The sequence below is a fragment of the Virgibacillus sp. Bac332 genome (genome assembly GCF_003667785.1).
Lineage (GTDB): Bacteria > Bacillota > Bacilli > Bacillales > Amphibacillaceae > Virgibacillus > Virgibacillus salarius.
Genome location: NZ_CP033046.1, coordinates 3,509,421 through 3,534,344, shown reverse-complemented (window position 1 = coordinate 3,534,344; position 24,924 = coordinate 3,509,421). Strand labels below are relative to the sequence as shown.

Annotated in this window: 25 protein-coding genes; 22 read left to right on the top strand and 3 right to left on the bottom strand. The window is 37.6% G+C overall.

From position 1 onward, the window contains the following. Positions 1-70: 70 nt before the first annotated feature. From remA to spoVM, 13 genes are all read left to right on the top strand, one after another. Positions 71-334: an extracellular matrix/biofilm regulator RemA gene (gene remA, locus D9782_RS16930; RefSeq protein WP_026680838.1), complete on the top strand. Its 264-nt coding sequence runs from the start codon at positions 71-73 to the stop codon at positions 332-334. An 11-nt stretch (positions 335-345) separates the two neighbouring features. After that, a complete protein-coding gene (gene gmk / locus D9782_RS16925) occupies positions 346-963 on the top strand; it encodes a guanylate kinase (protein WP_026680839.1) in 618 nt (205 codons plus the stop codon). Then, on the top strand, positions 963-1,166 hold the full coding sequence (gene rpoZ, locus D9782_RS16920; protein ID WP_026680840.1) for a DNA-directed RNA polymerase subunit omega: 204 nt from the start codon (positions 963-965) through the stop codon (positions 1,164-1,166). The genes gmk and rpoZ overlap by 1 nt, the downstream gene beginning before the upstream one ends. Before the next feature lie 113 nt (positions 1,167-1,279). Further along, positions 1,280-2,491: a bifunctional phosphopantothenoylcysteine decarboxylase/phosphopantothenate--cysteine ligase CoaBC gene (gene coaBC, locus D9782_RS16915; RefSeq protein ID WP_121605242.1), complete on the top strand. Its 1,212-nt coding sequence runs from the start codon at positions 1,280-1,282 to the stop codon at positions 2,489-2,491. Then, complete coding sequence (gene priA, locus D9782_RS16910; RefSeq protein ID WP_026680842.1) at positions 2,488-4,896, top strand: primosomal protein N'; 2,409 nt, start codon at positions 2,488-2,490, stop codon at positions 4,894-4,896. Before coaBC ends, priA begins: the two co-directional genes overlap by 4 nt. Positions 4,897-4,931: 35 nt before the next feature. Continuing rightward, positions 4,932-5,876 (top strand): methionyl-tRNA formyltransferase, encoded by a 945-nt coding sequence (gene fmt / locus D9782_RS16905; RefSeq protein ID WP_121605241.1) that lies wholly within the window; start codon positions 4,932-4,934, stop codon positions 5,874-5,876. Then, the gene (gene rsmB / locus D9782_RS16900; protein ID WP_121605240.1) at positions 5,877-7,232 is read left to right on the top strand and encodes a 16S rRNA (cytosine(967)-C(5))-methyltransferase RsmB; all 1,356 of its coding nucleotides are present in this window, start codon (positions 5,877-5,879) and stop codon (positions 7,230-7,232) included. It begins immediately after the preceding gene. Between the two features lie 70 nt (positions 7,233-7,302). Continuing rightward, a complete protein-coding gene (locus D9782_RS16895; protein ID WP_026680845.1) occupies positions 7,303-8,064 on the top strand; it encodes a Stp1/IreP family PP2C-type Ser/Thr phosphatase in 762 nt (253 codons plus the stop codon). Next, positions 8,058-10,091, top strand: a complete 2,034-nt coding sequence (gene pknB, locus D9782_RS16890; protein WP_026680846.1) for a Stk1 family PASTA domain-containing Ser/Thr kinase — start codon at positions 8,058-8,060, stop codon at positions 10,089-10,091. The genes D9782_RS16895 and pknB overlap by 7 nt, the downstream gene beginning before the upstream one ends. Then, positions 10,092-10,973 carry a ribosome small subunit-dependent GTPase A gene (rsgA, locus tag D9782_RS16885; RefSeq protein ID WP_121605239.1) on the top strand — a complete coding sequence of 294 codons (882 nt, stop codon included), beginning with the start codon at positions 10,092-10,094 and terminating at the stop codon, positions 10,971-10,973. Positions 10,974-10,975: 2 nt separating this feature from the next. Beyond that, on the top strand, positions 10,976-11,632 hold the full coding sequence (gene rpe, locus D9782_RS16880) for a ribulose-phosphate 3-epimerase (protein ID WP_026680848.1): 657 nt from the start codon (positions 10,976-10,978) through the stop codon (positions 11,630-11,632). A gap of 7 nt (positions 11,633-11,639) precedes the next feature. Then, a complete protein-coding gene (locus D9782_RS16875; RefSeq protein WP_026680849.1) occupies positions 11,640-12,293 on the top strand; it encodes a thiamine diphosphokinase in 654 nt (217 codons plus the stop codon). A gap of 30 nt (positions 12,294-12,323) precedes the next feature. Then, on the top strand, positions 12,324-12,407 hold the full coding sequence (gene spoVM, locus D9782_RS16870; RefSeq protein ID WP_034678883.1) for a stage V sporulation protein SpoVM: 84 nt from the start codon (positions 12,324-12,326) through the stop codon (positions 12,405-12,407). A gap of 347 nt (positions 12,408-12,754) precedes the next feature. Here spoVM and rpmB read toward each other — a convergent pair whose 3' ends face one another. Beyond that, a complete protein-coding gene (rpmB, locus tag D9782_RS16865; protein ID WP_026680850.1) occupies positions 12,755-12,943 on the bottom strand; it encodes a 50S ribosomal protein L28 in 189 nt (62 codons plus the stop codon). Positions 12,944-13,215: 272 nt separating this feature from the next. Here rpmB and D9782_RS16860 point away from each other — a divergent pair, with 272 nt between their 5' ends. Both D9782_RS16860 and D9782_RS16855 read left to right on the top strand, forming a co-directional pair. After that, positions 13,216-13,578, top strand: coding sequence for an Asp23/Gls24 family envelope stress response protein (locus D9782_RS16860; protein ID WP_026680851.1), 363 nt, complete (start codon positions 13,216-13,218; stop codon positions 13,576-13,578). Positions 13,579-13,685: 107 nt separating this feature from the next. Continuing rightward, on the top strand, positions 13,686-15,347 hold the full coding sequence (locus tag D9782_RS16855) for a DAK2 domain-containing protein (protein ID WP_026680852.1): 1,662 nt from the start codon (positions 13,686-13,688) through the stop codon (positions 15,345-15,347). 226 nt (positions 15,348-15,573) lie between these two features. Here the strand turns inward: D9782_RS16855 and D9782_RS16850 are convergent, their stop codons facing one another. Together D9782_RS16850 and D9782_RS16845 are read right to left on the bottom strand one after the other, a co-directional pair. Continuing rightward, positions 15,574-15,786 (bottom strand): hypothetical protein, encoded by a 213-nt coding sequence (locus tag D9782_RS16850; RefSeq protein ID WP_121605238.1) that lies wholly within the window; start codon positions 15,784-15,786, stop codon positions 15,574-15,576. 546 nt (positions 15,787-16,332) lie between these two features. Further along, positions 16,333-17,616, bottom strand: a complete 1,284-nt coding sequence (locus tag D9782_RS16845) for an NCS2 family permease (protein ID WP_026680853.1) — start codon at positions 17,614-17,616, stop codon at positions 16,333-16,335. A gap of 353 nt (positions 17,617-17,969) precedes the next feature. On the opposite strand from D9782_RS16845, the gene sdaAB reads away from it, so the two are divergent. The 7 genes from sdaAB (at position 17,970) to fabG (ending at position 24,908) form a co-directional block, all read left to right on the top strand. Beyond that, entirely contained in the window at positions 17,970-18,632 is a 663-nt protein-coding gene (gene sdaAB / locus D9782_RS16840; RefSeq protein WP_026680854.1) for an L-serine ammonia-lyase, iron-sulfur-dependent subunit beta, read from the top strand. Between the two features lie 26 nt (positions 18,633-18,658). Beyond that, a complete protein-coding gene (sdaAA, locus tag D9782_RS16835; RefSeq protein WP_121605237.1) occupies positions 18,659-19,555 on the top strand; it encodes an L-serine ammonia-lyase, iron-sulfur-dependent, subunit alpha in 897 nt (298 codons plus the stop codon). Then, the gene (recG, locus tag D9782_RS16830) at positions 19,545-21,578 is read left to right on the top strand and encodes an ATP-dependent DNA helicase RecG (RefSeq protein ID WP_121605236.1); all 2,034 of its coding nucleotides are present in this window, start codon (positions 19,545-19,547) and stop codon (positions 21,576-21,578) included. Before sdaAA ends, recG begins: the two co-directional genes overlap by 11 nt. A 77-nt stretch (positions 21,579-21,655) precedes the next feature. After that, on the top strand, positions 21,656-22,228 hold the full coding sequence (fapR, locus tag D9782_RS16825; protein WP_121605235.1) for a transcription factor FapR: 573 nt from the start codon (positions 21,656-21,658) through the stop codon (positions 22,226-22,228). Further along, positions 22,229-23,230 carry a phosphate acyltransferase PlsX gene (gene plsX / locus D9782_RS16820; protein ID WP_026680858.1) on the top strand — a complete coding sequence of 334 codons (1,002 nt, stop codon included), beginning with the start codon at positions 22,229-22,231 and terminating at the stop codon, positions 23,228-23,230. Continuing rightward, positions 23,230-24,165 (top strand): ACP S-malonyltransferase, encoded by a 936-nt coding sequence (fabD, locus tag D9782_RS16815; RefSeq protein ID WP_121605234.1) that lies wholly within the window; start codon positions 23,230-23,232, stop codon positions 24,163-24,165. The genes plsX and fabD overlap by 1 nt, the downstream gene beginning before the upstream one ends. 2 nt (positions 24,166-24,167) lie before the next feature. Next, on the top strand, positions 24,168-24,908 hold the full coding sequence (gene fabG, locus D9782_RS16810; protein ID WP_121605233.1) for a 3-oxoacyl-[acyl-carrier-protein] reductase: 741 nt from the start codon (positions 24,168-24,170) through the stop codon (positions 24,906-24,908). Positions 24,909-24,924 lie beyond the last annotated feature (16 nt).

Genomic DNA, 24,924 nt, shown 5'->3' with positions numbered 1-24,924 from the left:
GAGTTTTATATACCATTTTACTTATAATTATACTAGTATATAGAGAGACAGAATTCACGGAGGGTTAAATTTGAGTTTACGTTTAATTAATATTGGATTTGGAAATGTTGTTTCTGCTAATAGAGTAATCTCTATTGTATCGCCAGAATCAGCCCCTATCAAACGAATTATTACGGTAGCAAGAGATAATAATAAATTGGTAGATGCCACGTATGGAAGAAGAACTAGAGCAGTAATTATAACAGACAGTGATCATGTAGTATTATCAGCTGTACAGCCAGAAACAGTAGGACAACGAGTATTAAGTCATGAGGAAATATCGGACGATAATTAGGAGGAAAAAATTTGATTGAAGAAAAAGGAATCCTTTTTATTCTTTCCGGGCCTTCCGGAGTTGGAAAAGGAACAGTTAGAAAGGCGCTTTTTAACCAAGATACAGATTTAAAATATTCCATTTCAATGACTACAAGGGAAAAGCGACCAGGAGAGAAAGATGGAGTCGACTATTTTTATAAAACAAAAGAAGCGTTTGAAGCCCTTATAGAACAAAATCAACTGTTAGAATACGCGAAATATGTCAATAACTATTATGGCACACCACGAAAATATGTTGAAGAAACTTTGGATGCTGGTTATGATGTATTTCTTGAGATTGAGGTCCAAGGTGCATTACAGGTGAAGGAGAATTTCCCTGAAGGCGTATTTATATTTCTGTTCCCACCAAGTCTGGAAGAATTGAAAAATCGGATTGTCCACCGTGGTACGGAGTCTCCTGATCTTGTGTTGAATCGATTGAAAGAAGCAAGGAAAGAGATAGAAATGATGGATGCTTATGATTATGTTGTGGTGAATGATCACGTAGATCTTGCTGTAGAAAAAGTTCAATCGATTATTCAAAGTGAACATTTAAAGAGAGAGCGAATTGCGAAACAATATAAACAATTATTGGAGGATGAATTGTAATGTTAGAACCGTCAATTGACTCACTACAGAGAAAAATTAATTCCAAGTATACACTTGTAACGTTATCAGCTAAACGTGCGAGACAAATGAGCCAAACAAAAAAAGTACTAGTAGATAATCCAAAATCTCATAAGTATGTTGGCATGGCGTTGGAAGAAGTACAGGCAGAGAAACTATTTTTGGATGAAAACAATCAAGCATAAATGATGTCCCCTCGCGATAATAAAAAGCGGGGGGTTTTTATTCATGCATTAGATTATGTTATAACTACTTATAGGAAAATAGCTCGGTTTACTAGGGAAAGGGGAACAAGTCAATGGTCAATCAGAAAAACATTTTACTTGGAGTTTCTGGAGGGATTGCAGCTTATAAAGCATGTGCTCTGGCAAGTAAATTAACGCAAAAGGGTGCAAATGTTAAAGTGGTCATGACAGCAAATGCGACTAAATTTGTATCCCCATTAACATTTCAGGCGTTGTCTCGAAATGCAGTATATACGGATACTTTTGATGAAAAGGATCCAGCCAAAATTGCTCATATTGATTTAGCTGACTGGGCAGATTTAACAATTCTTGCACCGACAACAGCTAATCTGATCGGAAAGCTTGCGAACGGAATAGCTGACGACATGTTATCAACGATTTTGTTAGCTACACAATCTGATGTTTATATTGCACCAGCGATGAATGTTCATATGTATGCTCATCCCGCAGTAATGGAAAATATGAAAAAGTTAGAGGCTTGGGGGTATCATTTTATTGAACCAGGTGCAGGTTACTTAGCTTGTGGCTATGTCGGAAAGGGAAGGCTTGAAGAACCAGAAAGTATTATTCAGGCGGTAGAAATACACCAAAATCAAGATCGCCTATTTTTAAAAGGTAAGCATGTATTAATATCAGCAGGGCCAACTAGAGAGAGGATTGACCCCGTCCGTTTTTTTACCAATCGTTCTTCCGGAAAAATGGGCTATGCGCTTGCTGAGGCAGCTGCAGAAGCTGGAGCAATCGTCACGCTTGTGTCAGGGCCTACGTCGCAAATAATAACTCATGCGCAAGTTAAGCGAATTGATGTAGTAACAGCAGAAGATATGTATCAGGCAATGCATAGGCATTTTCCTACTAGTGATATTGTTATAAAAGCTGCTGCAGTGGCTGATTACCGACCGCGCGTTGTCTATGATCAAAAAATGAAAAAGCACGATGGAGATTGGAATATTGTGATGGAACGGACAAAGGATATTTTACAATCATTAGGAGAACGGAAAGAATCTCAGTATTTAGTAGGCTTTGCTGCAGAGACAGAGAAGCCTATAGAAAACGGGATGAAAAAATTAGAGAAAAAGAAGCTTGATGCCATTGTCATCAATAATGTTGCCGATAGTGGAGCGGGATTTGAGGGAGATACCAATATCGTTACCTATATGAATAAGAACAAAGAAAGGAAAACGATAACACAAGCTCCTAAGAAAGAGGTTGCACATCAACTTTTAAGGATGATTAAAAAGGATTTAAAGGATGAGGAGCAGTGAATATTGTAAAGGTAATCGTTGATGTACCAGCAAGCTCTATTGATCAGACGTTTGATTATAAAATTCCAGAGAGGTTTCAAGACATCATTCAATTAGGTATGCGAGTGACTGTACCTTTTGGACCTCGAAAGGTGATGGGATTTGTTGTTGAAACTGTTAATCATTCCACTTTTGGGAAATTGAAAGAAATTATCGATGTTCTTGATATTTATCCTGTTTTAACAAAGGAATTATTGGATTTAGGGAAATGGGTTGCTCAACAAACAGTCAGTTTGCAAATTACGGCGTTACAGGTCATGCTTCCGCAAGTATTAAAAGCTACGTATAAAAAAGAAATTGTTCGGATGACTAGTGCTACGCTGTCTGATGAATTAGAACAACTTTTTGCGGGTAGGGATGTCATAACTTATGAAGAGTTTACTGCTTCTAAGCTTCCGTATGTGCGATTGTCCAAAGCCGTACAGGATGGAGATGTTTCCATTGAATATTTGGTTAAATCAAGGATTACTAAAAAATTTAAGACGATGATTAGACCAGCTCGACCACCCCATGAATTAGAGGAAAGTATGCTTGATCTTGCTAAAAATGCTAAAAAGCAAAAACAATTACTTGCATTTTTTATAGAAAATCCTGAGCCGATAGAAAAACAAAAGCTCCTTAAGCACATGAATACGTCTAATAGTACGGTGAATATCTTACTAGAGAAAAAATTACTAGATAGTTATCATACAGAAGTTTATCGAAATCCTTATCAGGATAGTGAAATTCAAAGAACGTTCGCATTACCTTTAACTGTTCAACAAGCCAAAGTAATTGAGCCGATGAAAGAAACAATAGAAAAAAATATGCATGATGTGTTTCTCTTGCACGGAATTACAGGCAGCGGTAAAACAGAAGTATATTTACAAGTTATTCAAGATGTCATTCTAAAAGGTCAGGAAGCGATCGTTTTAGTTCCAGAGATTTCTCTTACCCCACAAATGGTTAGAAGGTTTAAAGGGAGATTTGGCTCTAATGTCGCTGTCATGCACAGTGCACTTTCAGCAGGGGAAAAATATGATGAATGGCGAAGAATTCAACGAAAAGAAGTCCAAGTAGTGGTTGGAGCTAGGTCAGCTATTTTCGCTCCCTTTGAAAATATTGGGGTCATTATCATTGATGAAGAGCATGAAACATCATATAAACAGGAGGATCAACCAAGATATCATGCACGTGATGTAGCTATTCAAAGAGGGAAAACACATCAATGTCCAGTAATTCTTGGAAGTGCTACACCAACCTTAGAATCCTATGCTAGAGCTGCGAAAGGTGTCTATCAGCTAGCTACATTAGATAAACGAACCAATGAAAAAGCATTACCGCCTGTAGAGATAGTTGATATGCGAAAGGAACTGCATGCAGGAAATCGAACGATGTTTTCTCGTAAATTAAAGAAAGCAATCATTGATTGTATTGAAAAAGGAGAACAGGTCGTATTATTATTGAATCGCAGAGGCTACTCTACCTTCGTTATGTGTCGAGATTGCGGTCATGTGAAGGAGTGCCCACATTGTGATATTGCGCTAACCTATCATAAGAATAGCAATCAATTAAAATGTCACTACTGTTCATATGAGGAGCCAATGCCATTACATTGTCCAGAGTGTAATAGTGATACCATTCGATATTTTGGAACTGGTACACAACGAGTCGAGGAAGCATTGACACAATTAATTCCAGAAGCAAGTGTAATTAGAATGGACGTGGATACAACAAGAAGAAAGGGAGCACATGAAAAATTATTGAATCGATTTGCTAACAAAGAAGCAGATATATTATTGGGGACACAAATGATCGCAAAAGGGCTCGATTTTGAAAATGTTACCCTTGTAGGGGTTCTAACTGCTGATTCTATGCTCCACCTACCAGATTTTCGTTCATCAGAGAAAACATTTCAAATTCTCACACAGGTAAGTGGTCGGGCTGGCCGTCATAATCTAAATGGAAATGTAATTGTACAAACTTACACCCCAGATCATTATAGTATTGAACTGGCAAGTCAGTATGATTTTTCAACCTTTTATAATACGGAAATGAAAATGCGCAAGGCATTTCAATATCCACCTTACTTCTTTTTAGCACTTATAACGATTTCCCATGTCAATCAAGTCAAGGTGGTTCAAGCTACTCAACGGTTCGCTCAGTTGCTCACGAAGGTAGTAAAGGATGAGACAATCATCCTGGGTCCAACGCCATCGGCTATACCACGTATTAAAGATAGATATCGTTATCAATGCATGATAAAATACAGAAATGAACCAGACCTAAGAATCTACTTATCAAAAATTCTAGATCAATTTTCTAATGATATTCGAAAAGATGATTTATTTATTTCAATTGATATGCAGCCATATCATTTAATGTGAAGAATATATAGCCTCGTAGAAAGTAGGTAATGAAGATGAAACGAATCGTATTTATGGGAACACCGGATTTTTCAGTTCCAATTTTACAATCATTAGTTGATTCACCTTATGAAATAGTACTTGTGGTAACACAACCAGATCGACCTAAGGGGAGGAAGCGTATTATTACCCCTCCACCTGTAAAAGAAGAAGCCGAAAAACATGATATCCCAGTGTTCCAGCCAGAGAAATTAAAGGATAATTATGAAGAAATTTTAGCTTATGAACCAGATTTAATTATAACGGCAGCATATGGACAGTTATTACCTAAGCAATTATTAACATCACTACCTTTTGGTTGTATTAATGTACATGCTTCCTTATTGCCAGAATTACGTGGTGGAGCACCGATTCATTATGCTATTATGCAAGGAAAGAAAGTAACGGGTGTTACGATCATGTATATGGTTGAAAGGCTAGATGCAGGTGATATCCTATCACAAAAGAGAGTGAAAATAGAAGACAATGATCATGTTGGCTCACTTCACGATAAGCTTTCAGTAGCTGGATCTGCCTTGCTGCAGGAAACATTGCCGAATCTATTTGATAACCAATTACAGCCAGTAAAACAGGATGATACACTAGCAACATTTGCTCGTAATATTAAGCGTGAAGAAGAGCAGATTGATTGGCATAAGTCGAATACAGAGATTTATAATCATGTTCGTGGCTTACATCCATGGCCAGTAGCCTATACGAAATACGAAGGCAAGCTGATGAAAGTTTGGTGGGGAGAGCCTGTCGAAACTTTCTATCAAGGGAATCAACCTGGTGAAATCGTTGATAAACCGGATTATGCATCGATTATAGTAGTTTGTGGAGATCATCAAGGATTTCGGATTACAGAAGTTCAGCCTGCTGGTAAGAAGCGAATGACAGTAAAGGACTACCTACAAGGAAATCCAAACCGAATAAAAAATGGAATGATAATGGGTGAGTAGATGGGCAATAATCAGTTAAGAAATACGATATTAAAGGTTTTGTTACGTATCGACAAAGATCAAGGGTTCAGTCATTTGCTTATTGACCATGAATTGAAATCTGGAAAAATCGGTGCAAAAGATGAAGGCCTATTGACAGAAGTTGTTTATGGCACCATTCAGCGTAAACTAACATTAGATTATTATTTAGATGCTTTTATTGATCCGAAAAAGAAAATAAAACTATGGGTAAAAATGTTGTTACGGATGTCTTTGTATCAAATGATATACCTTGATAAAATTCCGGATCATGCCATTATTCATGAAGCTGTTGAAATTGCTAAATCTAAAGGTCATAAAGGAATTGCTTCTTTTGTAAATGGTGTACTTCGCTCTATTCAAAGGAAAGGAGTACCATCTACAGCGACTATTAAGGATGATGTAAAAAGAATTTCGATTGAAACAAGTCACCCTGAATGGCTCGTTAAGCGATGGGTGGATCAATATGGTTTGAAGATAGCGGAAGCGATGTGTGTGTGCAATACACAACATAAACCGTTAACTGTTCGTGTACAGCCGTTAAAAATTTCTCGAGACCAGGCATTAAATAAATTAGTAGAAAAAGGTTTTGAAGCAAGAGCTTCGATATTTTCCTCCCAAGGAATCATTATTGAGAAAGGGAATATTTTAAACAGTGAATTATTTAAACATGGTTATGTGACGATTCAGGATCAAACATCTATGTTAGTTGCTGAGATGCTAGAGTCCCACCCTAATATGAAAGTACTTGACGCATGCAGTGCCCCAGGTGGAAAGGCAACGCATATTGCTGAAAAAATGCAAAATCAAGGGGAGTTACATGCCTTTGATCTTCATAAAAAAAAGGTGAAGTTAATAGAAGATAAAGCAAATCAATTGGATTTATCGATTATAGATGCAAAACCTGGTGACGCTAGAAAATTACAGGATATTTATGACGAAAAAACATTTGATCGCGTCTTAATTGACGCTCCTTGTTCAGGTTTAGGCGTAATCCGAGGTAAGCCAGAAATAAAATACCATAAAGAAGAAGCTGATATAAATCGATTGGCAACGATACAATTAGAAATATTAGAAAGTGTTATACCATTGTTAAAGGATGAAGGTCTGCTCATCTACAGTACTTGCACGGTCGATAAAGAGGAGAATGAGAGATTAGTGAGAAGGTTCTTAGAACGTAACAATTCGTATGAGCTTGATAATAAGTTCTTTAACACACTACCATCTCCTTTAAAAGAATCTCCTGGTATAAGTAACTATGGATTACAAGTGTTTCCACAAACCTTTAATACAGATGGTTTTTTCCTAACACGTATGAAACGAAAAAATAAGGAATAGACTTCTTTTCTTAAAAAGATTGTGTAATACTGTTATGTAAAGAACCTACAAGTAAACAAGGGGTGAAATAATGAAAGCTCGTTTTCTGACTGATCGAGGGCAAGTAAGAAGTCATAATGAAGATTCAGGTGGAGTATTTTATAATTCTTCTGGGCAATTTCTTGCTGTTATTGCAGATGGAATGGGTGGTCATCAAGCTGGGGATGTTGCTAGCCAGATGGCTACCACGTTATTAGAGGAAAAATGGAATGCATGTGACCATATAGATTCGCCTGAAGAGACAGAGAACTGGGTGCAAAACGCAATAAGGGAAATTAATGTAGCCATTTATAACCATGCACAAGAGAATAAAGAATGTTATGGAATGGGAACAACTATTGTCATTGTTATTGTGATCCGTGATTTTATGACGATTGCTCATATTGGAGATAGCAGGTGTTATAAGAGAAGCGGGGATGGACTTAAACAAATTACGGAAGACCATTCTTTAGTAAATGCCTTAGTTCAGTCTGGACAAATAACGAAGGATGATGCCCTCAGCCACCCACGAAAAAATGTCGTATTAAAAGCGCTAGGTACGGAGGAAGTAATAGAAAGTGATGTCATGTCTCTTGGCTTAGAACCAGAAGATAGACTATTGTTATGCACAGACGGTTTAACAGATAAAGTTATGGATAAAGAGCTATCAGAAATCATGGACGCAAGTACAGATTTACAAGAAATCGGTGAAAAGATGATTTCATTAGCTAACGAACGTGGAGGGGAAGATAATATATCATTGATTATTTTTCAATATTCACCTTCTGAGGAAGCGGGTGAATCTTCATGTTAAATGGCCATGTCTTGAGTGAACGTTATCAGATTAAAGATACAATTGGTGGCGGAGGTATGGCCAATGTATATTTAGCAAGGGATATTATCTTGGAAAGAGACGTTGCAATTAAAGCACTTCGCCTAGAATATGCAAATGATGAAGAGTTTATCGCTCGCTTTGATCGAGAAGCCCACGCTGCGGCTAGCCTCTCTCATCCAAACATTGTAAATATATATGACGTAGGGGAAGAGGACAAGCTTCTTTACATGGTAATGGAATATGTTGATGGTATGACGTTAAAAGAATATATTCAGCGAAATGGCCCGCTAGATGTACAGGAAGCGCTGGACATTATGAAACAAATTTCGGCGGCAATTGCTCATGCCCATGCAAATGACATTGTACATCGTGACATAAAGCCGCAAAATATTTTGATTGATACATATGGTCAAGCAAAAGTGACAGACTTCGGGATTGCTATTGCTTTAAGTGCAACAGCATTAACACAAACAAACTCCATTCTAGGTTCCGTTCATTATTTATCTCCTGAGCAAGCAAGGGGAGGAATGGCTACTAAAAAGTCGGATATCTATTCTATAGGTATTGTACTATATGAACTATTAACAGGAAGACTGCCTTTTTCGGGGCAATCTGCTGTTTCGATAGCATTAAAGCATTTACAAAATGATACCCCTTCTGTACGAAAATACAATCAAGATGTACCACAGAGTGTAGAAAACATTGTTTTAAAAGCAACAGCGAAGGATCCATTTCATCGTTATGAGACAATTTATGACTTAGAAGATGCACTTGAAATGGCTTTACATCCAAGTAAATTAAATGAAGCAGTGTTTACACCACCAACAGAAGAAGGAGAAGAAACCAAGGCTATCCCAATTATTACAGATCAAATGCAGGATAGTGTTAATGATGATACGATCGTACATCAAACGAATGGTCCTACAAAGCCTTATAAAGAAACGGACAAGTCTCTGGATCATAACAAAGGGAAGAAAACGAAGAAAAAGCAAAAGAAGAAACGACCTAAAAAGCCCAAGAGTAAGAAGAAAAAATGGTTCATTGCTTCCATTATTTTATTTTTATTACTAGCAGCAGTGACTGTAGCCCTATTTGTATATCCTGATATGTTTCAGCCTAAAGATGTAACTGTTCCAGATGTTACAGATATGGCTTATGATGATGCAACATCAGAATTGGAAGAACTTGGTTTTGTTGTTGAGCGCGAAAAAATCCATTCTGAAGACATTGAAGATGGAAATGTAGTTAAAACGGATCCAACGGCTGGAAGTACGATAAAGGAAGGTACTACTATCACATTATACGTTAGTCAGGGAAAAGAAAAAGTAGAATTTGCTGATTATGTTGGTAAAGACTTTTCGCAAGTAAAACGGTTGTTAGAAGATGAAGGATATGAAGTTTTAGATCCGTATGAGGAATATTCAGATCAGCCAGTAGGAGAAATCATTGAACAGATTCAGCCAACTCCAGACTCGGAAGTTGTACCAAGTGATACCAAGGTTATTTTTCGAGTTAGCAGTGGTCCGAAAACGATTAGTTTAAATAATCTTAAAGGAATGACGGAAGCTGAAGCAAGGGAATATTTGGAAAATAATAATCTAAAGATGGATGTCTCTAAAGAAAGCTCTGAAAGTACGGTTGAAGGCGAAGTGATACGTCAAGAGCCAGGGACAAACACGGAGTTAGAGGAAGGATCAACAGTAAAGGTTTATATTTCCACAGGACCTAAAGAAAAACCTCCTGTATCACATACTGTAACGTTTACCGTACCATATAATCCTGATACGAATGAAGAAAATGAGGAAAAGATCGAACAAACAGTTAAGATATATATTGATGATATGAACAATGATTTATCAGAGGTACACACGGAAGAAACGATTACGGAGGATAAGGAATTTGAGTTCACGTTAACAATAGCACCAGATAGTAAGGCGGAATATATGATTAAAAGGGATGAAGAAGTTATTGCTAATAAGACAGTTTCGTATGAAGAAGGTGAATAAATGCCAAGTGGCAGAATTATTAAAGCTCTAAGCGGTTTTTATTACGTCGAATCTGAAGGAGAAATCTTTCAGTGCAAAGGCAGGGGAGTATTTCGAAAAAAGAAAATCACTCCTTTAGTTGGTGATGTCGTTACATTTGATATTAGTGGTAAAAATGAAGGATACATTTTAGAAATACATCCTAGAGACAATGAGCTTATTAGACCGCCTATTGCTAATATTAATCAGGCAATAATTGTCTGTTCTGCGATGAAGCCAGTGTTTAGTACGGTACTACTGGATCGGTTTCTTGTATTAGTAGAGTCGAAAGGAATTAAGCCGGTTATTTTTATAACGAAAATGGATTTGGTTGCAGATGAAGCGAAAAATAGTCTCATTTCTTATCAAAAAGATTATGAACGAGTTGGTTACAAAGTAGAGCAGTTTTCAGTAAAGGATTCTTCAGTATTAGCTTCACTTGAACAATATTTCACGAATAATATTACGGTTATTGCTGGGCAATCAGGGGTGGGAAAAACATCGCTATTAAATGCGATAAATCCATCGCTCCTATTAAAAACGGATGAAATTTCTGATAGCTTAGGTAGAGGTAAGCATACAACTCGACATGTTGAATTAATTTCACTTTGTGGTGGATTAGTAGCAGATACACCAGGATTTAGCTCGCTTGACTTTCAGGATATTGAACCTGAGGAATTAGCTGCATGTTTTCCAGAAATAAGGGATAGAATGGAAAACTGTAAATTCCGTGGATGTATGCACTACAAGGAACCTAAATGTGCTATTAAACAAGCTGTCGAGTCAGGTGAAATTGCAAGCTATCGTTATCAACACTATTTACGATTTCTTGAAGAAATACAAAGTAGAAAGCCGAGGTATTAGTCATGACAAAAATAGCTCCATCAATATTAGCAGCTGACTTTTCTAAGCTAGGGGATGAAATAACGGATGTTACAAGAGGAGGAGCAGATTATATTCATGTCGATGTAATGGATGGGCATTTTGTGCCTAATATAACTCTAGGTCCTTTGATTGTAGAAGCAATACGACCATCAACAACATTACCATTGGATGTACACTTGATGATAGAAAATCCAGATACCTATATCGGGGCATTTGCAAATGCAGGTGCTGATATAATAACGGTACATCAAGAGGTATGTCCTCATTTGCATCGCACCATTCAATTGATTAAAGACCAGGATATGAAGGCGGGGGTAGTTATTAATCCAGCTACTCCGGTTGAAACACTATTACCCATATTGAATGATATAGATATGGTATTAATTATGACGGTTAATCCAGGATTTGGCGGTCAGTCCTTTATTAAAAGCACTTTAGCTAAAATCAAACAGCTAGACGAATGGCGAAAGGAATTTGGATATTCATATGAGATAGAAGTGGATGGTGGAATCAATACGTCAACAGCGCAAATATGTACAAAGGCCGGTGCTGATATTTTGGTTGCTGGTAGCGCAATATTCCAGAAGGAAGATCGTCCTAAAGCTATCCAAGCTATTCGGGATGCAGCAAAGGAGTAATTAGAGCGTGAAAACTGTAGCAATCATAGGTAATGGACCAGGTCTGTATCCTGATTTCACCCCATATCTAGATACAGTGGATTGTTGGATCGGTGCTGACCGTGGTGCATGGACATTGGTGAAAAAAAACATACCAATGGATTATGCAGTAGGAGATTTCGATTCTACGACAAAGGAAGAAAGGGAAGCAATTGCTAAATATAGTAAATATATGAAAGAGTATTCATCAGAAAAGGATGAAACAGACCTTGAAATTGCATTAAATAAAGCATTTGAGCTAAAGCCTGACTACATTTACTTATTCGGTGTAACAGGTGGTAGACTTGATCATGAATTAATTAATGTCCAATTATTATATTCCATTATAGATAAAGGAATAAAGGGAGCCATCATTGATCAGACGAATTATATAGAACTTACACTTCCAGGTGAACATCATGTAAAACATGACAAAAGCTATCCCAATATCTCATTTGTTCCATTTTCGCACGAAGTACGTGGTATAACTTTAACTAATTTCTATTATCCTCTAACCGATGCAAATATTTCATGGGGATCTACGCTTTGCATATCAAACAAGCTGATTAGAAATAGTGGTACTTTTTCGTACAATGAAGGCATACTATTATTAATAAAGAGTCGTGACACGATTCCCAGATAGCTTTGTTTGTTAAAAGAGGAGGGCGAACTCATGAAATTTTATACGATTAAGCTCCCGAGATTTATTGGTGGATTTGTAAGGGTCATTATTGGTACATTTAAGAAAGATAAGTAATAAGCATGAGCTTTTGTCAGTTGACAGAAGCTTACTTTTTTTGGTAGAGATGAGAATTTTAATAGTTGCTGCATCATTGTCAGAATAAAAGTGCAAGCGACCGATTAGAAACGTCGACTGGAACGAGTCAACGGAGGTAAAGGAATTACGGTGAGCTTGTGAGTGATGATGATTTAGATTAGAGTGATTCGTGAAAGTCGCATCGTTTCTAGGCGCTAGAGCTGGACGCGGGTCAACATGCTCATATTTATCTTGATAAATTCCTTAATTTCCTAGACTATAAGAAAAAGCACCTTTTATTAAAAAGGTGCTTTTTCTTAACTAATGCGATAAGTTGTATTAGTATATTAAACGCGTTCTACTTTCCCTGATTTAAGGGCACGTGCAGATACATATACTTTTTTCGGTTTTCCATCTACCATAATACGTACTTTTTGTACATTAGCTTTCCATTGACGCTTATTGGAATTCATAGCGTGAGAGCGTTGGTTTCCACTGCGAGTTTGACGTCCAGTTACAACACATTTTCTGGCCATGTTATCCCTCCTACTTTTACATGTTTCTTTGCATTTTCATACTTATACAATTTACCATAACTCTTACTAGATTGCAATTATTCTTTTTGTAAAACCACGAATAAACTGGGATTATTTGGTATATAAAGAGAAAATACTTGACAGATTAACACAAATCGTACATTGTTATAAGTGGTAATTTTTAATTAGGTATTATCTATACTTTTAAAAAGGTTCTGCATGTAGTAGAATATGCTTAGATAATGTGAGCAGGTATTATAAGGAGGATTCAAATGTCCATTGAACTTCATACAAACGATGGTCAGGTAACGATTACTAATGAAGTAATTGCCACTATTGCTGGTGGTGCAGCAGTTGAATGTTATGGAATTGTTGGGATGGCTTCTAAAAGTCAAATACGCGATGGCATTGCTGAAATCTTAAGAAAAGAAAACTTTTCAAAAGGTGTCATTGTCCGTCAAGAAGAAAGCAATTTACATATCGATATGTATATTATTGTGAGTTATGGAACAAAAATATCCGAAATTGCTCATAATGTTCAATCTCAGGTTAAATATACGTTAAATCAATCCTTAGGGTTAGAAATTGATTCTGTCAATATTTATATTCAAGGAGTTCGTGTCTCAAAAGACTAATTTCATATCATCTAATTGTATAAAGTGTTAATGCTCTAGCGCCTGAAGCATGAATAGTAGATCTACAGGCGCTGTGAGCTTTTGTCTACAGAGGAGGAAATATAATAGTGACTTTACAGAAGATAAATGGCAAGAAACTTGCTCAAATGATTCTTTCTGGAGCGCATAATTTGTCGAATAACGCCAAGAAAATTGATGCTTTAAATGTATTCCCTGTACCCGACGGTGATACAGGAACAAATATGAATCTAACGATTACTTCCGGAGCTAATGAAGTAAAAAAATTAACTAGTGACAGTGTATCTGAAGTAGCTGAAGCATTTGCTAAAGGGTTACTAATGGGTGCTAGAGGTAATTCAGGGGTCATACTATCACAAATTTTTCGTGGTTTTTCTAAAGGGTTGGAAAAAAAAGAAGCGGTTACAACCATCGAGCTTGCGAAGGCATTTGAAAGTGGTGTTTCCACTGCGTATAATGCTGTAATGAAACCTGTAGAAGGCACCATACTAACTGTTGCAAAGGATGCAGGGAATCAAGCAGTTTCAGTTGCTGAAAAAGAACAAGACATCATTCAGCTAATGGAACAAATTGTAGCTGAAGCAAAAGCATCACTTAAACGTACACCAGATTTACTTCCAGTCCTAAAAGAAGTTGGTGTAGTAGATTCTGGTGGGCAGGGTTTATTAACCATCTATGAAGGATTCCTTGCTGCGTTAAAGGGAGAAGAACTTCCTGAAGATCCATCGGATATTAATATGGATGAAATGATAAATGCTGAACACCATAAAGTAACACAGGATTTTATGGATACAGAGGATATAGAGTTTGGCTATTGTACTGAATTTATGGTTAAGTTTGAAGAAGACAAATTAAATGAATATCCATTTGATGAAGAAGCATTTCGTAACGATTTAAGTGAGCATGGTGATTCCTTGCTAGTTGTTTCTGATGATGAGCTTGTGAAGGTTCATATTCATGCAGAGTATCCAGGACATTGTTTAACAATGGGGCAACGTTATGGAAGCTTAATTAATATGAAAATAGAAAATATGCGCGAGCAGCATACTGCTATTGTAGGAAGTAAAGAAAAGAAAAATATGCAAAAAGAAAAGTCGGAATATGCAATTGTTACAGTGGCCATGGGTAAAGGCTTGAGGGATCTTTTGGAAAGCTTAGGGGCAAGTGTGGTCATTGAAGGTGGACAAACAATGAATCCAAGCACTCAGGATATTGCAAATGCCATCAAGCAAGCTAATGCTAAAAATGTGTTAATGCTTCCAAATAACAAGAATATCCTAATGGCAGCTGATCAAGCGGCAGAATTAGCTGAAGAAAATGTACGAGTTGTTCCAACTAAAACAATTCCACAAGGTATAAGCGCTATGCTCTCATTTCATCCAGATGCAGATATTGATAGTAATCAGCAAGCAATGGACGAGGCAAGAAAACAGGTGAAAACTGGACAAATAACTTATGCTGTACGTGATACACAAATTGATGGCATTACCATTGAAAACGGTAATTTTATGGGTATTGCAGATGGTAAGATCATTGCTACTGACTCTGATAAAATGGAAACAGTGAAATTGCTTCTAAATGAGATGATCTCTAAAGATGATGAGATCTTGACGATTCTTCAAGGGGAAGATGTAGAAGATGAAGAAGTAAATCGATTGATCAAATATATAGAAGAAACATACGAAGATATTGAAATTGAAGTGCATAACGGTAATCAACCAATATACTCCTATATATTTTCCGTGGAATAAGCAGCTTTTTATATAAATAATAGGGCTGTATCAAAAGTCCATTAGAGGAACGAAACACCGACCATGATATTTAAACATCACGGTCGGTGTTTCGTTCTGGTTTGTATTTATTTTGATTATCTCCGCACGATGGCAAGAGGGTTAATTTTAGATAAATAAAAAAAACTGAGCAAAATTCGCAGTCCTTATCACTAAATGCTCAGATTTACGCTTCCTCTAGTAGCTATTATGGAATAATAGCTACTGCTTGACCACCACTCCGGCTGCCCACTTCCCTTTCCGTGGGGGTTTGTCCTTCAGCTAACTTTTTTAGCAAAACCCGCTCAAAAAAGTGGATCTTCAGGTCAAACATTTCCCACAGGAGTTGAAGTGGCCGCCCTTCGCTATTATCAGGCTCTACAACGCTAGCATGAAGTAACACAGCTACTTTTATACTCACGGATAGCGATTTTCACTTTACCCATTGTAAAAAAAGTCAACCTATTACTTATGACAAGAATTGTTGCACCTTCTCATAGCGGAGACTAATTACGTAGACTCCTGCGGGAATAGCGCGAGCCGAAAATCCACTTTGCAACGTGTTCTTCTTTGCAAAGTTAGTTGAGGCCGTGCCCGCCGAAAGCGAAGTAATTAGTCGGAGCATTGCCAATATACATCAAACATTTCAAAATAACTACTTGGCTTAACGCAGTCATTGCACTGATTTTATACTTTCTTAACTTAGAACAAAAGCGCTAGCGCCCGATTAGAAACGTAATTACTGGAGTGAGCCAATGGAGATAAAGGAAATCACGGTGAGCTTGCGAGCCAATGAGGACTTAGATTAGGGCGATTCATGAAGTCGCTACGTTTCTGGGTGCTGGAGCTGGACGCGGCTCAACACGCCCATATGTATACACAGACTCAAATTCTATAATTTCCTAGACTATAAAAAAAGGGGTACCCCTTTCGTCATTTTTACGTGACTTTTGGGATATCCCTTTTTTTATATTCCGATAATCTTCATGATGAAATCAAACAGGAACAAACCAGATATTACGATTAGTGCAGCCGATAACTCTCGATGTTTTCCAATTGCGATTTTTACAATTGGATATGCAATGAACCCAAAAGCCATACCATCAGCAATGCTGTAGGTGAATGGGATCATTACAACTATGAGTAGAGCTGGTATACATTCTGATAGGTTATCTAATGGTAGATATCGAATGTTTTGGGTCATCAAAAAGCCTACAATAATTAAGATAGGGCTTATAGCTGTATTTGGAATCATTGTTATCCAAGGAATAAGGAAAAGTGTTGCTAGAAACAATACTCCGGCAACGAGAGCTGTTTTTCCAGTTCTTCCTTTGGAAGCAATAACAGCAGCATTTTCTGCAGCAGAAACAGTTGGCGATGTCCCTAAGAAAGCACAGGTTAACGTTGAAAAAGCAGTCACTTGATAGGCTTTTGAGTACCTATTTTCTCGTTTTAACATCTCCAGCTGACCATGTAATAAACCCATGTTCTCAAAAATAAGGATCATCGATAAAGGGAATACCGCTAGCCAAAATGATAACTCATCAATTGCTGAAAATGAAGGCAGAAATAGCATTTCACTCCATGTAATATTTATTGCTTCGTTTCCAGTTTCTATGGTTCCAGCAATGAAAGCAAAAATAGTACCAGCAAACATGGTAAGCAGGAAATTAGCCGGGATATTTTTTACGAATAAGAATATGGCTAGAAACAAAGTCAATAAACTAACAATAACGGTAGCAGAGCTAAAATCACCAATCGCAATGATGGTATTTTCCCCGCTAATAACAAGTCCACTTTTTTCTAGCCCAATTAAGATTAAGAAAAAACCCAAACCAACAGTGATTGCATGTTTCAGTGAATTGGGAATAGCATCTCTTAACAATACACCTAACTTACTAAAAGCTGTTATTAAAAAAATAATAGCAGCTACAAGCACAACAGCTAAGCCTTCTTGAAAATGCAATTCCGTGCCTTCCACGATAGAGTATGCAAACAATGCGTTAATCCCCATACCTGGAATGATGATGAGCGGAAGTCTGCCGATGATTCCCATCAGTACTGTTCCAACAAAACTTGCGAGAATGGTTGCAACCATACCACTTTCAATGGACAACCCTGCTTCACTAAGGATAGACCCATTCACAACAACAATATACATTGTCGTTAAATAGCCTATCAGACCAGCAATAAACTCATTTTTAAAACTTGAGTTCGGCTGTAAATTATGCTGGTGTTTCTTATCAGGCATATGAACTCCTCATCGTATCTCCTGTCCCTCTCCCACCCGATTATAAACGTATAATCCACAAATTTTAATTATAGATCTTATAAACATGGAAGTCAATGTATTACAGGACATGGATAATGAATAAGAATAGCATTTGTAGTGGATTCAAAATTATTCGGATAACATGTATAAATAATAGCGATATACATGTTATCATACTTACAAGGTAATAATGGAAATGATTAATATCGACTTTTTTGTTATAATTTACTATGGAAGCTTAGGGGTATAACATTGACTTGTTATTGGAATGAATACCCTTACTTTAAAAGATTGTAAAACTGTGGAAACCTAAAACTAGGCGGTGGATAGCTATGAAATATAATTCTGTTTTTGATATTATTGGGCCGGTTATGATAGGCCCTTCTAGTTCTCATACAGCAGGTGCAGCGAGAATAGGTAAGGCAGCACGTACGTTATTCGGAAAAAGTCCGAAGTGGGCAAAGATATATTTATATGAATCTTTTGCAAAAACGTATAAGGGGCATGGTACTGATTTTGCTTTAGCTGGTGGCCTACTTGGATTTGAAACGGATGACACCCGTATGAGTAATGCGTTGAATATCGCAAAGGAAAGAGATTTTTATATTGAATTTATTGAAGATAGCGCAGCTGTCGATCACCCGAATACAGCTAGAATAGTTCTTGGCAATGAAACTGATACGCTTGAACTGGTCGGTGTTTCGATTGGTGGAGGAAAAGTGGAAATCACTGAATTAAATGGCTTTGAATTGCGGTTATCTGGAAATCACCCTGCTATTTTAATTATGCATAACGATCGCTTCGGAGCGATTGCTTCTGTTACAACAATACTTGCCAAACATCAAATTAATATCGGACATATGGAAGTGAATCGGAAGGATGTCGGTAAGGAAGCGTTAATGGTCATTGAAGTAGACCAAAATGTAGATGACGACGTGCTACATGAATTGGATAACGCTGAACACATTATTCAAATTTCCAAAATTGTCAGCTAGTGTTTTAACAAGAGAGGTGGAATTATATGTTTCGTACAGTGAAGGAATTAGTAGAGATTGCTGAAAATGAAAATATCTTAATTTCAGAAGTAATGATTCGGCAGGAAATGGAAGTTAAAGAAAAAACGCGTGAAGAAATATATGGAGAGATGGAGAAAAACCTACAAGTAATGGAAAACGCCATCGAGGACGCTTTGAAAGGTGTTGAATCAGTTACGGGGTTAACTGGTGGCGATGCGGTATTAATACAAAATTACATGAAAGAGAAAACTCCTTTATCTGGAAATTTACTACTTGATGCAGTTAGTAAAGCAATGGGTACAAATGAGGTTAACGCTGCAATGGGTACAATATGTGCTACTCCAACTGCTGGGAGCGCGGGATGTGTACCTGGCACATTATTTGCAGTTAAAAATCAGTTGCATCCTACACGTGAGCAAATGATTCGTTATTTATTTACTGCAGGCGCATTTGGGTTTGTCGTTGCAAATAATGCCTTTATTTCCGGTGCGGCAGGAGGATGTCAAGCAGAGGTTGGTTCAGCGGGGGCAATGGCTTCAGCTGCGATCGTTGAAATGGCGGGCGGCACTCCTCAGCAGTCTGCTGAGGCATTTGCTATGACATTAAAAAATATGCTTGGCCTTGTTTGTGATCCTGTTGCAGGTTTAGTAGAGGTTCCCTGTGTAAAACGAAATGCTGGGGGGTCCTCACTAGCAATTGTATCTGCTGATATGGCGTTGGCTGGTGTAACGAGTAGAATACCATGCGATGAAGTGATTGGCGCTATGTATCGAATTGGGAAACAAATGCCTTCAAGTCTTCGTGAGACTGGTGAAGGTGGATTAGCCGATACACCAACTGGTCGTTTTCTAAAAGATAATTTGGGATTACAAGTTAGAAAGAGTGATTCACATGTTACGTGAGCCTGTAACAAACTTAAAAGGCATCGGCGATAAAATGGCAGAAGACCTTGCACTGATGCATATCTATTCGATTGAAGATTTATTAAATCATTTTCCTTATCGCTATGATATTTTCGAAATTAGGCCTCTTAGTGAGTTAATTCATGATGATAAAGTTACGATTGAGGGAAGGGTGATTCATGATCCTTCTCTTACTTTTTATGGCAAAAAAAAATCAAGACTTACCTTTACCCTCGAAGTTGAACAGGTTGCTGTTAAAGCAGTTATGTTTAATCGAGCTTTCGCTAAGAAACAAATTCATCAGGGGGACACGGTCACATTAACTGGGAAGTGGGATGCCCATCGTTTGCAAATTACGGTTAGTAATTATAAGAAGGGCCATGCCAATCAACAGGCAGAAATTCAGCCTATCTACTCTGTTAAAGGCAATATAACTAATGTTAAGCTGAAGAAATTAATTCAACAAGCATTGAAGGCTTGTTCCACGGAAATAGAAGAATTGTTACCAAATAGATATCTAGCAAGTTATAAAATACCTACTCGTAGTGAAGCTTTTACGATGATGCATTTTCCTAAGCATAGAGTAGCATTAAAGCATGCTAGACGGAGATTTATCTATGAAGAATTTTTACTATTTCAACTAAAAATGCAGCTACTTCGCAAGTTGAAACGTGAGGCAACTGTAGGAAATGCGCAACATTATAATTCAGATCTTGTTCAGGCATTTATTGCAAGTTTGCCATTTGCTTTAACAAATGCACAAGAAAAATCGTTAAATCAAATTCTATCCGATATGAAGTCTCCCTACAGAATGAGTCGTCTTTTACAAGGGGATGTAGGCTCGGGAAAAACAGCGGTTGCTGCAATATGTTTGTATGCTTCACTTACGGCAGGTAAACAAGGTGCGCTAATGGTACCTACAGAAATTTTAGCAGAGCAGCATTTCCAATCACTAGTTGAATTGTTTGATGATAAAGTGAATGTTACGTTATTAACTGGCTCTGTAAAAGGTAAAAAACGAAAAGCAATAACTGAAGGTATTGAGAAACATGAGATAAATATTGTCGTAGGGACGCATGCGCTGATTCAAGAGGATGTCATTTTTGATGACCTTGGATTTGTGATAGTAGATGAACAGCACCGTTTTGGTGTAGAGCAAAGGCGTATCTTACGTGAAAAAGGTCTTCAGCCTGACGTATTATTTATGACAGCAACCCCAATCCCTAGGACTTTAGCTATTACAGCATTTGGCGACATGGATGTATCCGTCATTGATGAGATGCCTATGGGCAGAAAGGAAATTGAGACATACTGGGTAAAAGAAAATACGCTGGATCGTGTGCTTCATTTTATCCATAAACAAATTTCTCTCGGAGAACAAGCATATATTATCTGTCCTCTCATTGAGGAGTCCGATAAATTAGATATTCAAAATGCCGTAGATGTATATCAACAGCTACAAGCGTTCTACCCAGAAGAAATAAAAATTGGTCTCATGCATGGTAGGTTGCCAACAGAAGAAAAAGATGCTGTAATGAAACAATTTGCTGATAATGAAGTACAGATTCTAGTATCGACAACAGTTGTAGAAGTTGGTGTTAATGTACCGAATGCAACAGTTATGGTTATTTATGATGCTGAGCGGTTTGGACTATCACAACTCCATCAATTGCGGGGAAGGGTTGGACGAGGTGCTAAACAAAGCTACTGCATTTTAATTGCCGACCCAAAAGGAGAAACAGGAAAAGAACGTATGCGGATTATGTCTGAAACAACCGATGGATTTGCTTTGTCTGAAGAGGATTTACGATTGAGGGGACCAGGGGATTTCTTTGGAAGGAAACAGAGTGGTGTACCCGAATTTAAAGTAGCTGATATGATTCATGATTATCGAGCTTTAGAAACAGCACGAAAGGATGCGCAGAACATCATTGATGAAAACCTGTTAGAAGATGATCCGGAATTCCGTTTACTGCAGCAATATGTAGAGGAAAATTCCGTTTTTAACGAGAAATTAGACTAAGAAATATTTGCATAAACAAGCAAGGTATTATATATTACTATTAGGACCAAGTCATAAAAAATATGGACGGTGCAAGCATGAAACGACCAAAATGTGATCGACAACGATTATTAAAAGAGACAATTGAAAAGACACCTTTTATTACAGATGAAGAATTGGCAAAACAATTCTCTGTCAGTATCCAAACGATCCGGTTAGATCGGATGGAGCTTTCTATTCCTGAATTAAGGCAGCGGATTAAATCAGTTGCTACGAACCAATGGAATGAAACTGTTAAAGCATTACCACTTGAAGAAGTAATTGGAGAAGTGGTTGACTTGGAATTAGATAATCGGGCAATCTCAATTTTAGACATTGGTGCGGAGCATGTATTCTCGCGTAATAAAATTGCCCGTGGTCATCATTTGTTTGCTCAGGCAAATTCTCTTGCTGTTGCTGTGATTAATGATGAATTAGCTCTAACTGCTAAATCAGAATTGAAATTTACACGACAGGTTAAAGAAGGCGAACGCGTGGTTGCGAAGGCTGTAGTTGAAGGAAAAGAGAAAGGACTTACGATTGTTCATGTTAACAGCATTGTAGAAAATGAAACAGTGTTTACTGGTATTTTCCATATGTATCAACCTAATGAACAAAAAGGAGAACAATAAATGAAACTTGCAATAGATGCCATGGGTGGCGATCATGCACCAAAAGCTGTAGTACTTGGAGCGATGAAAGCTGTCTCTGAGATTGACCAACTACATATTACCCTAGTTGGGGATGAAGCGAAGATAAATGAGTACTTAACAGATACTAAAAATATTGATATTTTACATACAACAGAAGTAATTACTTCAGAAGATGAACCTGTACGTGCGGTTCGCAGGAAAAAGAAGGCGTCATTAGTCTTAATGGCCCAAGAGGTAAAAGAAGGTAGAGCCGATGCTTGTATTTCTGCTGGAAATACGGGAGCATTAATGAGCGCAGGTCTCTTTATCGTTGGTAGAATTACAGGCATTGAGCGCCCTGCTCTAAGTCCGACATTACCCACTTTAGATGGGCAAGGATTCCTGCTATTGGACGTAGGTGCAAATGTTGATGCGAAGCCGAATCACCTATTACAATACGCGTTAATGGGTTCTATTTATGTCGAGCAAGTGCGCTCTATTACCAATCCTAGGGTAGGGTTATTAAATGTTGGAACCGAAGATGGGAAAGGGAATGACCTTACTAAAAAAGCGTTTCACCTTTTGAGTGATACGCCAATTAATTTTATCGGCAATGTCGAAGCGCGTGATTTGTTAACTAACGTTGCAGATGTTGTAGTAACTGACGGATTCACTGGTAATATTGCATTAAAAACAATTGAAGGAACTGCCGGGGCTATGTTTTCCATGCTTAAAGAGACATTTATGTCATCTGTAAAAACGAAAATTGCCGCTGGTATGATTAAAAACGACTTGAAAGGATTAAAAGCAAAACTAGATTATGCAGAATATGGCGGGGCAGGATTATTCGGATTAGCAGCACCAGTTGTGAAGGCGCATGGTTCATCTGATTCAAACGCCATATATAATGCAGTTAAACAGACGTGTCACATGGTTAATAACCAAATTACGGAAACGATTAAACAAACGATTGAGACAATGAATTTGGAGGGGGACAAATAATGAAGCAGGTTGCCTTCATGTTTCCTGGGCAAGGGTCCCAGACAGTAGGAATGGGAAGAGAACTATATGAAGCATCACCTAAGATCCAAAAACTCTTTGATGATGCAGATCAAATTTTACAAAAGAATCTAACAAAAATTATGTTTGAAGGGCCAAAAGAGGAACTCACAGAAACAGAAAATGCACAGCCGGCCTTATTATTAACAAGCATCGCTCTTCACACCATGTTATTAGATATGGAAGTACAGCCAGTAATGACGGTTGGTCATAGTCTTGGAGAATACAGCGCATTAGTAGCTGCTGGAGCTATTTCGTTAGAGGAAGCTTTGCCACTTGTAGCAAAACGTGGAAAATTAATGGAGCAGGCTTTTCCAAAAGGACAAGGTACAATGGCGGCAGTGCTTGGGTTAGATAGTGAGACGATTCAAGCTGGGCTTAGTGAAATAAATGAAGAAGTTGTAGATCTAGCTAATCTAAATTGTCCAGGACAAATTGTTATTTCTGGGTCAGTTAAAGGTATCGAGATGGCCAAAGAAATTTTAAAAGCGAAAGGTGCTAAACGCGTTCTTCCGTTAAATGTCAGTGGACCATTTCATTCTCGTCTTATGAAATCGGCTAATGAGGCATTTTCAGAGTACTTAAACAAGGTAACGATTAATGATGCAGCGATTCCTATCTACGCAAATGTATCAGCTTCACCAGTAAGGGAGAATGCTGAGATCAAAGAACTATTAATTAAACAACTGTATTCTCCTGTTCGATTTGAGGAATCAATTAGAAATATGATGGAGAAAGAAGTAGATGCATTTGTAGAAGTAGGAAATGGTAAAGTGTTAAGTGGTTTGGTGAAGAAGGTTAATCGAAATACTACTACGTTTGCTGTTCAAGATACTGCTTCATTAAATGACTTTATATCATGGTTTAAGGGGGATTAATAATGCTTAAAGGCAAAAACGCATTGGTTACAGGAGCGTCTCGTGGTATAGGCCGTTCCATTGCATTAGAATTAGCAAAACAAGGTGCGAATGTCACCGTGAATTATGCTGGGAGCGAAGATAAAGCGAAAGCTGTTGTCGAAGAAATTAAAGCGATGGGCTCTAATGCTTTTATCGTGCAAGCTGATGTAGCTGATGAGGCAAGTGTTAAATCAATGATTAAAGAAGTAGTAAGTAATTTTGGTTCATTGGACATTCTTGTTAATAATGCCGGTATAACGAGAGATAATTTATTAATGAGAATGAAAGAAGAAGAATTCGATCAAGTAATTAATACCAATTTAAAAGGTGTATTTGTTTGTACAAAGGCAGTTACAAGACAAATGATGAAGCAAAGAGCTGGAAAGATTGTTAACGTAGCTTCCATTGTTGGAGTTAGCGGAAATCCTGGACAAGCAAATTATGTAGCAGCAAAAGCTGGTGTCATAGGTTTAACGAAAACAACAGCAAAGGAACTTGCTTCAAGAAATATTCATGTTAATGCCGTAGCGCCAGGTTTTATATCTACAGATATGACGGATGCCTTAACTGATGAACAGCAAAAGGAAATGCTAGCAATGATCCCTTTAAACAAGCTTGGAGAGCCAGAGGATGTTGCAAAGGTTGTACGCTTCCTTGCAAGCGATGATGCAAACTACATTACGGGCCAAACGATTCATATTGATGGTGGAATGGTTATGTAATACTACGGATTTCCTT